Annotated in this window: 14 protein-coding genes; 7 read left to right on the top strand and 7 right to left on the bottom strand. The window is 65.3% G+C overall.

Features of this window, described 5'->3' with window-relative positions:
- Positions 1 to 156: 156 nt before the first annotated feature.
- From KVP70_RS23120 to KVP70_RS23105, 4 genes are all read right to left on the bottom strand, one after another.
- Positions 157 to 777: a DUF4337 domain-containing protein gene (locus tag KVP70_RS23120; protein WP_217944698.1), complete on the bottom strand. Its 621-nt coding sequence runs from the start codon at positions 775 to 777 to the stop codon at positions 157 to 159.
- A 37-nt stretch (positions 778 to 814) separates the two neighbouring features.
- Positions 815 to 1,300 (bottom strand): dihydrofolate reductase, encoded by a 486-nt coding sequence (locus KVP70_RS23115; RefSeq protein WP_217944696.1) that lies wholly within the window; start codon positions 1,298 to 1,300, stop codon positions 815 to 817.
- Between the two features lie 109 nt (positions 1,301 to 1,409).
- Positions 1,410 to 2,195, bottom strand: a complete 786-nt coding sequence (locus KVP70_RS23110; RefSeq protein WP_217944695.1) for an anti-sigma factor family protein — start codon at positions 2,193 to 2,195, stop codon at positions 1,410 to 1,412.
- Positions 2,185 to 2,721, bottom strand: a complete 537-nt coding sequence (locus tag KVP70_RS23105) for a sigma-70 family RNA polymerase sigma factor (RefSeq protein WP_217944693.1) — start codon at positions 2,719 to 2,721, stop codon at positions 2,185 to 2,187. The genes KVP70_RS23110 and KVP70_RS23105 overlap by 11 nt, the downstream gene beginning before the upstream one ends.
- A 174-nt stretch (positions 2,722 to 2,895) precedes the next feature.
- Between KVP70_RS23105 and KVP70_RS23100 the strand changes: the two genes are divergently transcribed.
- Complete coding sequence (locus KVP70_RS23100; RefSeq protein WP_217944691.1) at positions 2,896 to 3,777, top strand: metallophosphoesterase family protein; 882 nt, start codon at positions 2,896 to 2,898, stop codon at positions 3,775 to 3,777.
- A gap of 6 nt (positions 3,778 to 3,783) precedes the next feature.
- A complete protein-coding gene (locus KVP70_RS23095; RefSeq protein WP_217944690.1) occupies positions 3,784 to 4,137 on the top strand; it encodes a cupredoxin domain-containing protein in 354 nt (117 codons plus the stop codon).
- On the opposite strand, the gene KVP70_RS23090 is transcribed toward KVP70_RS23095, so the two are convergent.
- Positions 4,127 to 4,825, bottom strand: a complete 699-nt coding sequence (locus tag KVP70_RS23090) for an alpha/beta fold hydrolase (RefSeq protein WP_217944688.1) — start codon at positions 4,823 to 4,825, stop codon at positions 4,127 to 4,129. The two genes, KVP70_RS23095 and KVP70_RS23090, sit on opposite strands and share 11 nt — an antisense overlap.
- 226 nt (positions 4,826 to 5,051) lie before the next feature.
- Here KVP70_RS23090 and KVP70_RS23085 point away from each other — a divergent pair, with 226 nt between their 5' ends.
- The 5 genes from KVP70_RS23085 to KVP70_RS23065 are packed head-to-tail and all read left to right on the top strand — an operon-like array spanning position 5,052 to position 10,487.
- On the top strand, positions 5,052 to 5,546 hold the full coding sequence (locus KVP70_RS23085) for a hypothetical protein (RefSeq protein WP_217944686.1): 495 nt from the start codon (positions 5,052 to 5,054) through the stop codon (positions 5,544 to 5,546).
- Between the two features lie 9 nt (positions 5,547 to 5,555).
- The gene (locus tag KVP70_RS23080; protein ID WP_217944685.1) at positions 5,556 to 6,584 is read left to right on the top strand and encodes a cupin domain-containing protein; all 1,029 of its coding nucleotides are present in this window, start codon (positions 5,556 to 5,558) and stop codon (positions 6,582 to 6,584) included.
- The gene (locus KVP70_RS23075) at positions 6,581 to 7,249 is read left to right on the top strand and encodes a UCP032817 domain-containing protein (RefSeq protein ID WP_217944683.1); all 669 of its coding nucleotides are present in this window, start codon (positions 6,581 to 6,583) and stop codon (positions 7,247 to 7,249) included. Before KVP70_RS23080 ends, KVP70_RS23075 begins: the two co-directional genes overlap by 4 nt.
- Positions 7,250 to 7,299: 50 nt before the next feature.
- Positions 7,300 to 8,487, top strand: a complete 1,188-nt coding sequence (locus KVP70_RS23070) for a cupin domain-containing protein (protein ID WP_217944681.1) — start codon at positions 7,300 to 7,302, stop codon at positions 8,485 to 8,487.
- 35 nt (positions 8,488 to 8,522) lie between these two features.
- Positions 8,523 to 10,487: a carbamoyltransferase family protein gene (locus KVP70_RS23065; RefSeq protein ID WP_307730285.1), complete on the top strand. Its 1,965-nt coding sequence runs from the start codon at positions 8,523 to 8,525 to the stop codon at positions 10,485 to 10,487.
- Here KVP70_RS23065 and KVP70_RS23060 read toward each other — a convergent pair.
- Together KVP70_RS23060 and KVP70_RS23055 are read right to left on the bottom strand one after the other, a co-directional pair.
- Positions 10,465 to 11,439 (bottom strand): thymidylate synthase, encoded by a 975-nt coding sequence (locus KVP70_RS23060; protein WP_217944679.1) that lies wholly within the window; start codon positions 11,437 to 11,439, stop codon positions 10,465 to 10,467. The genes KVP70_RS23065 and KVP70_RS23060 overlap by 23 nt on opposite strands.
- A 66-nt stretch (positions 11,440 to 11,505) precedes the next feature.
- Positions 11,506 to 13,044 carry a DEAD/DEAH box helicase gene (locus KVP70_RS23055; RefSeq protein ID WP_217944677.1) on the bottom strand — a complete coding sequence of 513 codons (1,539 nt, stop codon included), beginning with the start codon at positions 13,042 to 13,044 and terminating at the stop codon, positions 11,506 to 11,508.
- Between the last annotated feature and the right edge of the window lie 30 nt (positions 13,045 to 13,074).

The following is a 13,074-nucleotide window of genomic DNA, read 5'->3' as shown; positions in this document are numbered from 1 at the left end:
CGGACTAGGGCGCGACCGCCTACCGGGCAGCCGCAGAAAAAAAATAAGAACGGGATTCTCGCAGAAATGGGGCCGCTGCGGGAAAAAAATATTGCAAAAAACCTGGCAAGATTGCCGCAACACTATGACGACGGTATTACACCGGGTATTGAACCCTTAGTGTCCGGCCGCGCCGCCGCCCAGCTTGGCCAGCATCTGGCCAACCGGATCGACGTGGAACCAGGCGAACGCGCCCAGCGCGATGCCGACGCCGGCCACGCCGTAGGCCAGGCCCATCATCCATTTCTTGCGGGTCAGCAGGGTGATCGCTGCCAGCGAGATGGCGATCTGCTCGGCGGTGGTGGCCAGCGCCCACTGGTGGTGCTCGTGCATGGCCTCGTCCGATTTGTGGTTCCACTCTTTAGAGGATTCCTCCCACTTTTCGGCGTCCTTCTTGATGTCTTCCTTCTCCGTCTTGTAGCGGGCCATGTCGGCCTCGTACTTCTTCGGATCGACGCCCGGCAGCGACATCGCCAGTTCGGCCAGGTTCTGCTTGCTGGACTTGGCCTGGTAGTAGTTCCAGCTGTTGGAGGCCTGGGTCTTGTCGATCGCCGCGTTGTTCTTGAACAGCGCCGCGTCGTTCTGCGTGGCGCCGCCCAGGTAGCCGAAGGTGGCGCCGACGGTGGCCAGGATGGCCGTCATCACGGCAATATTGTTCGAAAAGCCATCGCTACCGTGGGCTGCGTGTTCGACCGCGTGATCGTGCGGTCCGTGTACGTGAAAACCATCGCCTGACATGTGCTGTTGATTCCTGGATGAAGGTTGAAGTTAAGATTTATGCCTTGCGGCGCAGTGTAACAAAAGCGTACTGCAAATCGGCCGTTTCCGACGCATGTTTCTCGCGGGCGGTTTCCTGCCAGACGGTGGCGTCGAGCTCGGGGAAGAAGGCGTCGCACTGGTAGGTGCGGGCGATCTCGGTGATGATCAACTGGTCGGCCAGCTGCAGCGATTGCTGGTAGATCTCGGCGCCGCCGATGACGAAGCCGTCGGCGCCGTCCAGCAGCGCCAGGGCCGCCTCGACCGAGCCGACCGCTTCCACGCCGTCATGGCGCCAGTCGGGATTGCGGGTGATGACGATGTTGCGGCGGTTGGGCAGCGGGCGGCCGATGGAGTCAAACGTTTTACGGCCCATGATGATGGTGTGGCCGGTGGTCAGGCGCTTGAAATGCGCCATGTCTTCCGGCAGCTTCCACGGCAGGGTGTTGTTGATGCCGATGCCGCGCTGGGCGTCCATGGCGACGATGATGGTCAGTGTGCTCATTTTTTGATGCTATCAGATGCAGAGTCGCCATTATCGTTCAATTTGGGCTTTTTCGGCGTCGCCGATTTTTTGCGGCGTGTGCGGCGCATGCAGCGAAAACCCGCGTCCTCTACTGTGCATCGGCCCGCGCCACTTTCTGGCGCAGCTGGCCGGCGAACTGCGCCAGGTCCTGCGGATTCATGTCCGACACGGCCGAATACTGCATGCCGTCCTGCGTCCAGCGCAGCAGGTGGAAACCCTGGCGCATGCCCGCTTGCGGCGCGCCGGCGTGGCCGCCCGCGTCCGGCCAGATGTACAGGTTGAGGATGTGCTGGCGGTGGCGGTAGGCCAGCGCCGCCACCGGCCGCTGCTGCAGATAGTCCAGGCGGCCGCCGACCAGCGGATAGCCTTGCTCCGCCAGGTCGACCACGGGCGGTGAAAAGTCCAGCTTGCCGGCGAACCAGGGCTTGACCGTATGCTGGTCGGTCGAGGCGACGTCGGCCAGGTGGTTGGGCATCAGCGCGCGGAAGTGGCTGGCCACCAGTTCCTGTTCGATGCGTTCGTTGGCGCTCGGCTGGTCCAGGTAGAGCGTCAGCGTGACGGCGAAGGCGGCCGTTGCGGCGCCCGCCAGGCCAAGGTTGATCCACGCCCACGGCCACCTGCGCAGCGCGGCGCGGCGCGGCGTGCGCGCGGGTTCGCCCCGCAGCGCGGCGTGGATGCGGTGCCGCAGATACTCGGGCGCGGCATGGCGGCTCGCCTCCGCGCCGATCCGGCCGCGCAGCGCCTGCAATTGCTCCAGTGCCCCGCTGCAATCGGCGCAGCCCGACAAATGCGCCTCCAGCTGCCGCCGGTCGGCCGCGCTCAGTTCGTCGTCCAGATATGCCGACAGCATTTCCAGGCTGTGCTTAGAATCCATCTTGCCCTCCGTCCTTCAGATACGACAGCAGCAGCTTGCGCGCGCGGGCCAGCCGCGACATCACCGTGCCGATCGGCGTTTCGGTCACTTGCGCGATCTGCTTGTACGACAGATCGTCCATCTCCTTCAACACCAGCACCTCGCGAAACGCCTGCGGCAGCTGGGCCAGCGCGGCGTTGACGCTGCGGCCGGTGTCGCGGCTGGCGGCGATGGCGGCCGGATCGGTCGATGCGTCGTCGCCGTGCAGCGCCTCGTCGAAGCTGACATCGCCGCGCAGCGCCGCGCCGTCGCGCAGCGCGCTGTAGTAGGTGTGGCGCACGATGGTCAGCAGCCATGCGCGCACGTCGCCGCCGCGAAAGCCGTCGGCAAAGCGGAAGGCGCGCAGATAGGCGCTCTGCACCAGATCGTCGGCGTCATGCTCGTTGCGGGTCAGCCAGCGGGCCAGGTTGTAGGCCGCGTCCAGGTGCGGCATGGCCATCGCCTCGAACTGCGCGGTTTTATCGTCGTCGCCCAAAAACTTGTCCATTGCAGTGGTCCAGTGGATGAAGACTCCGCCCGGTGCGGTTTTATTCCCGCCTGAGAAATAAAAAAATAATCGGGAATATCCGGGCCGCGATCCGGGTTTTAGCCGGTACGACCGTCGCTTGTCGATTATGCCATGTCGCGGCGCCGTCTTTACAACCACATCACGGAGTACATCATGATCGATCGCAGAGGATTTTTAAGGCTGGGCGCAGTGGGCGGCGGCGCCGTCTTCATGTCCGGCTTGTACGGCAGGGCCATGGCCGCTGCCGGCAACGAGGATTTCTACTTTGTGCAGCTGTCCGATGCGCACTGGGGCTACAAGGGGCCGGCCAATCCGGAGGCGCACAACACGCTCAGGCAGGCGGTGGACAGCGTCAACGCGCTGGCCACGCCGCCCGACTTCATCGTCTTCACCGGCGACCTGACCCACACCACCGACGACCCGGCCGAGCGCCGCCGGCGCATGGCGGAGTTCAAGCAGATCGTCGGCGGCCTGAAGGTCAAGCAGGTGCATTTCCTGGCGGGCGAGCATGACGCCTCGCTCGACAACGGCGCGGCGTTCCAGGAGTTCTTCGGCCCCGCGCACTACAGCTTCGATCACAAGGGCGTGCACTTCATCGCCATCGACAACGTCTCCGACCCCGGCGCGCGCATCGGCGAGGCGCAGCTGGCGTGGCTGAAGGCCGACCTCGCGAAACAGGCGCAGGACGCGCGCATCGTCGTGCTGACCCATCGGCCTTTGTTCGACCTGGCGCCGAAATGGGACTGGGCCACGCGCGACGGCGAGCAGGCGATGGCGCTGCTGATGCCGTATTCGAACGTGACTGTGTTCTACGGCCATATCCACCAGGAGAACCATCACGTCAGCGGCCACATCGCGCATCACGCGGCCAAGTCGCTGATCTTCCCGCTGCCGGCGCCGGGTTCGCAGGACAAGCGCACGCCGCTGCCGTGGGACCCGGCTGCGCCGGGCAAGGGCCTGGGCTTCCGCGAGGTGGAGGCGGAAGCGAAGCCGGTGGCGTATCAGATCACCGAATTTCCGGCGATGAAAGGATAAATCGACATGCTGACCAAACGTAGATTGCTGTTGTGCGCCCCGTTGGCGCTGGTCGCTTTGGGCGCTGTGCAGGCCAAGGCGAAGGAGCGGGTCATCAAGATCGAGGCCCGCAAGTTCCGCTTCTCGCCGAACGTGATCGAGTTGAAGACGGGCGAGGCGGTGGTGCTGGAGCTGACGGCGCTGGACTTCCCGCACGGCTTCAGCCTGCCGGACTTCAAGATCCGCGCCGATCTGGTGATCGGCAAACCGGTACGGGTGAAGCTCAAGCCGGAGGCGGCCGGACAGTTCGGTTTTTTATGCGATAACTTCTGCGGCAGCGGCCATGAGGAGATGTCCGGCACGCTGATCGTCAAGGCATAAACTGACGGAAGGCCAGTATGTCGGCGGCCAGCGTCTGCGGGGCCTCCAGCGGTATCATGTGGCCGGTGCTGTCGTGGAGGTTCAGGCGGGCGTCGGGCAGGTGGCGCTGCATTTCGCGCAGATCCGCCGGATCGACCAGCTGGTCGCCGGTCGCGCCGACGATCAGCACCGGGCAGGTGATTTCGGACAGCCGCTCCATCAGATCGGGGCGCTCCATCGACGCGGTGAACTGCGCCAGCAGCACGTCCTTGCCCAGGTCCAGCGCCATCTGCTGGATGATGTCGATGATGCCCTGGTCGCCGAGGTGCGCCTCATGCAGCAGCTCGCGCAGGCGCATGCGCGTCATGCCGGTGTAGGCATTGTTCTTCAACATGGGGATGATGCGGCGGCGGGTCTGTAGCTCGGCTTCACTCAGGCCGCGCGCCGAATTCGCGATCAGCACCAGCGATTGCACGCGCTCGGGATGCAGCAGCGCGTACTCGATCGCCAGGTAGGCGCCCAGCGAGAACGCCACCAGGTGCGCCGACGGCGCGCTGTGCGCGGCGATCAGCTCCTGCATCTGCAAGCGCGTGTGCGCCTTGTGCAGCGGGACGTGATTGAATGCGAAACCGCTGCCCAGTTGCGGCGTCAAACGGGACCACATCCTTTCGTCGCACAAGGTGCCTGGTATGAAATCCAGGCGCGTCATGAGACTTCACGCACAGCAAGGAAACTTGAGATCGTCATATGCATAAAGGCTTACTTTAAATTCGCGAAGGCAATTCGTCATTCTACATGATGTCCAAAAAGAAATGGAGGACGCGTGATAATTGGTGTATTTGTTGTTCAGTGCATGACCTATATTGGTTCACAGCGTGGGCCGGCTGACAGGCCGAACCCATTTTGCGGTGACGCCTATTTGAGGAGCAGCGGTCATGGCCGATTTCAAGTTAGAAGCGGGCAGTAAAATTCCGGAACATCCCTTGTTGAGCTACCTGAAGGAGCACAACGCCACCAACGTCGCCAGCGTCAAAGGCTACGTGGGGCCATCGACGCGCGATGGCTATGTACGCATGTACGCCGACCTGGCTGACCTGAGCGATGCGGTCGATATCGCCCGCAGCGACATCCTGTATTTCGCCGAAGCGCCGGATTCCGTGCTGCCGCTGGGCGGCACCATCGTCTGGCTGAAAAAAGATGCGCAGGTGGTGGTCAGCAAGGTCGAGACCAGTGCGATCAAACCCAGGGCGGAGGAAGCGCTGGAATTGAGTCGTGGACGGCTGCGCATCCTGGTGCGCGGCGGCCTGCGCTCCGACGTTTGCCAATCGCGCTGCCAGGTGTGCCAGTCGCGCTGCCAGGTATGCCAATCGCGCGGCAGCCGGTTCGAGCTGCCGGGAGGCTTCGCCTTCCCGCAATTGCGCGAACGCTAGGCCGGCGCGATGAGACTGGACGACGTCGTCGACACCTTCGCCAGGCTGGACTTCCCCGATCGGAACGAGCCAGGCCTGCCCGCGCGGGAGACCGTACTGGCCGCGCGGACGGCGATGGAGCGAGCGGTGGCCGACGACGATTTCCTGCTCGACTGCATGGCGCTGGAACTGGGGCTGATCGCGTCGGGCGCGCCCCGCAACGGCCTGGTGCCGTTCCTGACGCTGGCGGGCAGCGGCATTCGCATGGCGTTCGGTTTCTGGCCTCCATATGGCGGGCCGGGCGCACATGAACACACGGCATGGACCATCACAGGCGTTTGCCGCAACGAGCTCGAAGTGCGGACCTACGACCGCGCCGCGTCGTACCGTAGCGGTGCGCTGGTCGACCAGAATCTGTTCGTGGCGCCGGCCGGCAAGGTGGGGTTCATCTACGAACCGGGCATCCACGCGCCACGCAATCCCACGCGGGACTGGTCGTTGTCCATCCACGTCATCAGTCCACGCGACGGGCTGCCGCTGCCCGACCATGAGGACGCGCCGCGCGAGCTGCGCCCCCCGGCGCCGTCCGATGGTCAGCCGGTTCACGCCTACGCCAGCGTGATGGCTGCGCGGCAGAAGCAGCGCTGGCTGCGGCAGCTGGCGCAGATTGCAGCCGCCAGCGCTTCGCCGCTGGCGCCGGCGCAACTGGCGGCCTGCTTTGACCTGGGCAGCACGGCCACGCGGGCCTATGTCGAGGACTTGGGCGGCGCAGCGGCGGATGGTTCGTCGGCGGCGTATTTGCTGCGGCGCGTGGCCGACGGTTTGGTGCTGCGCCAGCAATCGACGCCAGGCGGCAGCGCCTTGGCGGTCGAGACGCCCGGCGGCCTGGTATGCGAGATCGAGACAGGCGACATCGCGCGCGCTGCGCTGAGCTATGCCGCCGGCCACGAACTGCTCGACGTCGCCGCGTTGCCGGGAGCGCTGGACGACGAGGAGCGCTTTGCGCTGGGCATGGCGCTGGAGGAAAGCGGCTTGTTCGAGCGGGTGAGGACGACATGACATCTTCCCGTTCCCCATTCGAATCCCTGTCCTTCGAGGCGCCATACCTGATCGAGAAGCTGCTCAAGGAGCACATCGTCGATTCGGACGAGGAAGGCCAGGCGCTGTTCCGGGAGGTCAAACGCTTCATCGTCATGGTGCGTGCCGACGACACCGTGCTATGGGACATGCATTCGCTGCGCATCGACGAAGTCTGGCACCAGTTTGTGCTGTTCACGGCCGAGTACATCGAATTCAGCCTGCGCTACTTCGGCGTTTATATCCAGCACAGTCCTTCCAACGCGCCGGAACCGGTGGGCGAGGATGCCGGGCCGCCACGGCGCACCGCCACGTTCGCGGAATTCGAACAACGCTATGCCGAGCTGTTTGGCGAGCCGCTGCCAGGACTGTGGTACGACGAAACCCACGTCAAGCCGCACCGCCGCATCCTCAACGATCATGTCGGCAGCATCGTTCAGGCCGATGCGGATGGCTTGAGCCATCTGTGCAACGCCGATGGCGAGGTGCTGTTGTCGGTCAACCGCCTGGCGCGGGACGCCATGCGGTTCATCTGCGCCACGCCGGCGTTCTATGTGCGCGAACTGCCGGGCGACCTGGATGACGAGGAAAAGGTCGCGCTGGTCGGCGCGCTGGTGGAGTACAAGCTGCTACGCGTGGGATCGTAGCGCAAACCTTGGGGGCGGCCATGGGCCAGCGCGACATACAGGATTTTTGGTTGGACTTCGCCGAACTTTATTGGGAGCACCAAGCCGTCCTGCTGGGGGAGGAACAGGCAAAGGCGCTGCCGCGTGTCTCCGTGGACGAGTTGTTCGGCGCGGTGGTTTCCTGCTGCGAGGATTTTTGTCGCGGCGGCCGGCAAAAGGTGCGTTTTTATTCCGACGACCAGGAGCTGGACCTGCTGGGCGGTGGCCACCAGCGACTGTTGCCTGCGCGGCGCGACGGCTCCTTCGCCGCCTACAATGCGCGGCTGATGGACCTGGAAGGCTTGCCGAATTATGCGTTGGTGGTGGCGGACTGGCACCAGTTCAACCGCGCACTATGGGAGCGCATTCTCAGCGCGGTGCAGGGCCTGGCGGCGGTGGTGGGTATCAGCCACGCCCGTATGGATACGCAGGTATTCCTCGGCACCTACAAGACGACCCCGTTCGGCGTGCATGTGGACCGCACCAGCGGCTTTCATTTCCCGGTCGCGGGCACCAAGACCATGCGCTTCTGGCCGGACCGCTTTGCCCAGGCCACGCCGGAACTGCGCGGCGCGCTGCGTTATGAACGCTACCTGGAGCAATCGACGGCATTGAGCGCGCGCCCCGGACAGGTGCTGTACTGGCCTTCAAGCGATTGGCATGTGGCTGAATCGGACGGCGAGTTCTCGGTGACCTGGGGCTTTGGCTATTGGCTGGGCGACGGCATGACCAGTCTGGCGCTGGAGGCGCTGGCGCAACTGCTGATGGAAACGCCGGGCCGATGCCGGGCCGTCCCGCGTTCGGCTTTGGTCGAGGAGGCGAGGGAGCTGCGCGAAGTCGACACGCTGGTCGACAAGCTGGCCAGGCTCTCGGCCGACCCGCGCCTGCGCGCCGCCGTGGCGCGCGGCTGGCTGGAGCACTTCAGCGCCTGCGGTTATCTGCGTCCGCCACCGTTGTTGGAACATGGAGGCGCGGCCGGCGCGGTGACGCTCAAGAGCATGTACAACCTTCTGGCGGCACCCGAAGCCGGCGGCGCCATGCGGGTGGCGGCGGGCGGCTACTCCACCACGGTGGCGGACGAGCCAGCGGTGTGGGATGCGATCGCCGTATTGAACGCCGGCGGCGAGCTTCCTGTGCGGGCGGACGATGGCGCGGTGGGCCGGATGATCGATTTCTGCCTGCGTGCCGGGGCACTTCAGCTACGCCCGGACCAGACCTGAGCAGCGCCAAGGCAGTGGGCAAGGGAGGATGCGCGATGATCGTCATGGGTTTGCAAGGCCAACCCCACCTGCCGCGAGCGTTCTCCGGCGACCTGCGCGGCGCCTGGGAATGCGGCTGGTATCACGATTCCGCCGCCGTGCTGATGATAGACGGAGAGGTCGTCGCAGCCATTGAGGAAGAGCGGCTGACGCGGCGCAAGCACACCGGCAAGCTGCCGTTGCTGGCCATGCGCGCTTGCCTGGAGACGGCCCACTGCGGCGCCGGGGATGTCGACTTGTTCGCATTCGGCGAGCAGGGAGGGAGCGGCAAGCATCGCGATCCATCCATCACCGTCGACGCCTGGTCGATAGTCTTGCAGGCGGCGCTGGGTTTGGCGGCGCCGCCGCGCACGCGGGTCAAGCTGTTTGATCATCATCTGTGCCATGCCCTCAGCGCATACGCACTCTCCGGTTACGACGAAGCGCTGGTGTTTACCGCCGACGGTTTTGGAGATGGCATCTCCGGCTACGTGATCGAGGTGCGCGGCAGGCGCCTGGAGATACTGGAGCAAATCGCGGTGCCCGATTCGCTCGGTGGCCTGTATCAAACCGCGCTACCGCTGCTGGGCTTCGGCGCGCACGATGAATTCAAGATGATGGGGTTGGCCCCTTACGGTAACCCGTCCACTTATCGGCAGGCCTATGCCAGCGCCTATTGGCTGGAGGCGGAGGGCCGCTACCAGTTGAACCGGAGCGTGCTGCAGCGCCATCTGGCGGAGCTGGGGCCGCCGCGCCGTCCGGACGAGGGCTTCAGCGCGCGGGATTGCGACTTGGCGGCGGCAGCCCAGGAGGCGCTGGAGGACATCGCATTCCATGTGCTGCGCTATCACAGCGGCGCCACCGGGGCGCGCAATCTGTGCGCCGCGGGTGGCGTCATGCAGAACTGCGCGCTCAACGGACGCCTGGCGCGCTCCGGCCTGTTCGAGCGTATCTTCGTCCAGCCGGCGGCCGGCGATTGCGGCCTGGCCTTGGGCGCGGCCTGTCTCGGGCACCTGCAGCACGGAGGCGCGGGGGCGCATGCGATAGCGCCGCAGTCGCATGTCTTTCTCGGACGTCCGATTCCCGAAGAGCATGCGCTGGCTGCGCAGTTGCGGCGCTGGGATGGGCTGCTGTCGTTCCGGCGCTGCGACGAAATCGCGCAAACGGCGGCGCAGCTGCTGGCGGCGGGCCAGGTACTGGGCTGGGTGCAGGGACGGTCGGAGTTCGGGCCGAGGGCGCTGGGTAATCGCAGCATTCTGGCCGATCCGCGCGATGCCGCCAACAAGGACAGGATCAACGCCATGGTCAAGAAGCGCGAGGCGTTTCGGCCCTTTGCGCCGGCGGTCCGCAGCGAGGATGCGGACCGCTATTTCGAGCTGCCGGAAGGAGTGGATTGCTCCTTCATGACGGTGGTGGTGCCGGTGCGCCAGGAGTTCCAGCCAGTGCTGGGCGCGGTCACGCATGTCGACGGCACGGCGCGGGTGCAGGTGGTGAAGCGCGGGCACAATGCCTTGTTCTGGCAACTGCTTGAGGCTTTCGGCGGTTTGACGGGTGTCCCGGTGCTGCTTAACACGTCATTCAACAATAATCATGAGCCCATTGTCGACTCGGTGGACGATGCGGTCACGTGCTTCCTGACCACCGGGCTCGATGCGTTGGCGATAGGTCCGTTCCTGGTGAGTAAAGCGGAGCTGTCGCCGCAGCGCGTGTTGGCGTTGCAGCCCGTCCTGGGCGACGGCGGGAGCCTGGCGACTGGATGGGCGCAGACGGCGGACGGCAACCTTGAGCAGTTTTACGTGCTGCTGGATGCGTATCGGCAGATATCGATATCCAGCGCCGCCTACCAGATGCTCGCTGCGGGGACGAGCGTGGCGCAGGACGGCGGGCTGGCCGCCGGACTGGCGGATGAACTATTGGCGCTATGGGAGCAGCGGGCCATCCATCTGCGGCCCGCCAGTTTTATACCGCCATCGGCGCCGTGATCGGCGCGTGGTGCTGGTAGCCTTCCAGCGAGAAGTCCGACGGCTCGACCTTCTCCAGCCACTCCGGCTCGTACTTGCCGGTCTTGGCGAAGTCCGGCACGCGGTCGGAGATGCGGAGCTGCGGCGCCGGGAACGGCGTGCGGGTCAGCTGTTCCTTGACCATGTCCATGTGGTTTTCGTAGATATGGGCATCGCCGATGAAGTAGGTGAACCAGCGCGGCGTGTAGCCCGTCAGGCGGCCGACCAGATGCATCAGCGCGGCGCCTTCCGCCAGGTTGAACGGCGTGCCCAGGCCCAGGTCATTGGAGCGGACGTAGAGGCACATCGACAGCTCGCGCGTGGCCGGATTCGGAATGAACTGGTATAGCAAATGGCAGGCCGGCAAGGCGACCGAATCCAGTACCGCCGGATTCCAGCCGTGGAACAGGATGCGGCGGCTGCCCGGATTGTTGACGATGGTGTCCAGGCATTCGCGCAGCTGGTCGATCGATTTGTGCAGCAGGACCTTGGTCACGCCTTCGTCCTCGATCTGCGAGATCAGGCGGAAGCCGTTCTTTTGCGCGTCGGCGATCTGCTCCGGCTGGTCGACGGCGATCAGCTTGAAGCCCGGCCATTGGCGCCACTGCACGCCGTAGACCGGACCCAGGTCGTCTTCGCCCAAACGGTACGGATTTTCCAGCCATTGCTTGTTCTCGTTGGCATTCTGGTCCCAGACCTTGCAGCCCAGCGCGCGGAAGTCGGCCGCGTTGCTGGAGGCGCGCAGGAAGGCGCACAGTTCGCCGACCACGGATTTGAATGCCAGTTTTTTGGTCGTCACGGCGGGGAAGCCGTCGTTCAGCAGGTCGAAGCGCATCATCGCGCCCGGCACGCTCAGCGTGCGGATGCCGGTGCGGTTGTCTTGCCAGCTGCCCGTATCGATGACGGTCTGGATCAGGTCCTGGTATTGCTGCATTCAATTCTCCAACGTGGTGCGCGGGCCGCAATGGCCCGGAAAGGTGCTTATTTTATCAGGCGGCGCTCAGCGTGGGCCGGTCTTGCGGCCACCCGGCTTGGCGGTGACCTTGCCTGCGGCCCGCGCCAGCGACTTGGCGCCACGGCCGCCGGTGACCACGACCGCACCCTTGGGCGCCGCTGCCGCCGGTTTGCCACCGCCGTAGATGCGGCCTGCGGCCGGTTTGCCGCCTGCGGAACGTCCGCCGGGCGGTTTGCCGGAGGGGACCGGCGGTATCCACGTGCCCAGCGACGCATCGCCGCCGGCCGGACGGGCTGTTATCGCCGGCTTGCCGGCTGGCGCAACGCTGCCTGGCGCCGCCTTGCCGCCGGCAGGGCCGGTGAATGGGCGCTTCTTCCTGGCCGGCGCTTCGGCTGCGGCCTTCTTGGCGAATGCCGCGGCGACGCCTTTCGGGCCGGTCTCCGGCACGCGGTGGTCGGCCTCGAAGCCCGGTTGCTCGATGCGGTGGATGACCTGGCGGGTCAGCGTTTCGATGGCCTTCAGCATGTCGACTTCGTCGGCGCAGACCAGCGAGACGGCTTCGCCCTCCATGCCCGCGCGGCCGGTGCGGCCGATGCGGTGGATGTAGTCCTCGGCCACGGTCGGCAGGTCGAAGTTGACCACCTGCGGCAGCGCCTCGATATCCAGGCCGCGCGCGGCGACGTCGGTGGCTACCAGCAGCTGCACTTCGGCGTTCTTGAAGCGGGCCAGCGCGCGCAGGCGGGCCGGCTGGGTTTTGTCGCCGTGGATGGAATCGGCGGAAATGCCATGTTCCTGCAAGGTCGTCACCAGCGTTTCGACGCCTTTGCGGGTCTTGACGAACACCAGCACCTGGCCCCAGTTCAGCTTTTTCAGCAGGTGCAGCAGCAGTTCCGGCTTGCGGCGCTTGTCGGTCGGGATCAGCCACTGCTTGACGGTCTTGGTGGCGGTATTGCTGGCGCTGACCTGGATCGATACCGGGTCTTTCAGCATGCCGGCCGCCATCTTGCGGATCTCATCAGAGAACGTGGCCGAGAACAGCAAGGTCTGGCGCTGCTTGGGCAGGGCCGCCAGCAAGATGTCCAGATCGCGTTCGAAGCCCAGGTCCAGCATGCGGTCGGCCTCGTCCAGCACCAGCGTTTGCAGCATGGCAAAGCTGATCGCGCCCTGGTCGTGCAGGTCGATCAGGCGGCCCGGCGTGGCCACCAGCACGTCCAGACCCTTGCGCAGCTTGGCGATCTGCGGCTCGATCGGCACGCCGCCGTAGGCCACGGCCGATTTCAGCGGCAGGTTGCCGCCGTAGCTGCGGAAGCTTTCGTAGACCTGCTCGGCCAGTTCGCGCGTCGGCACCAGCACCAGGCAGCGGATCGCTTTCGGGCCGGTCACGCCGTCCATGGTCAGGCGTTGCAGGATGGGCAGGGCGAAGCCCGCCGTCTTGCCGGTGCCGGTCTGCGCGGCCGCCATCAGGTCGCGGCCCGCCAGCACGGCGGGTATGGCTTGCTTCTGGACCGGCGTGGGCTGCTTGTAGCCCAGCGTCTCCAGTGTGCGCTGTATGGGGTCGATCAGGCCGAGGGCTTGGAAGGTCATGGTGTTATGCCGTAAAACGAAAAGAGGGCG

Source organism: Duganella violaceipulchra (genome assembly GCF_019166075.1).
Taxonomy (GTDB): Bacteria; Pseudomonadota; Gammaproteobacteria; order Burkholderiales; family Burkholderiaceae_D; genus Rugamonas; species Rugamonas violaceipulchra.
This window is presented reverse-complemented; position numbering and strand designations above follow the sequence as displayed.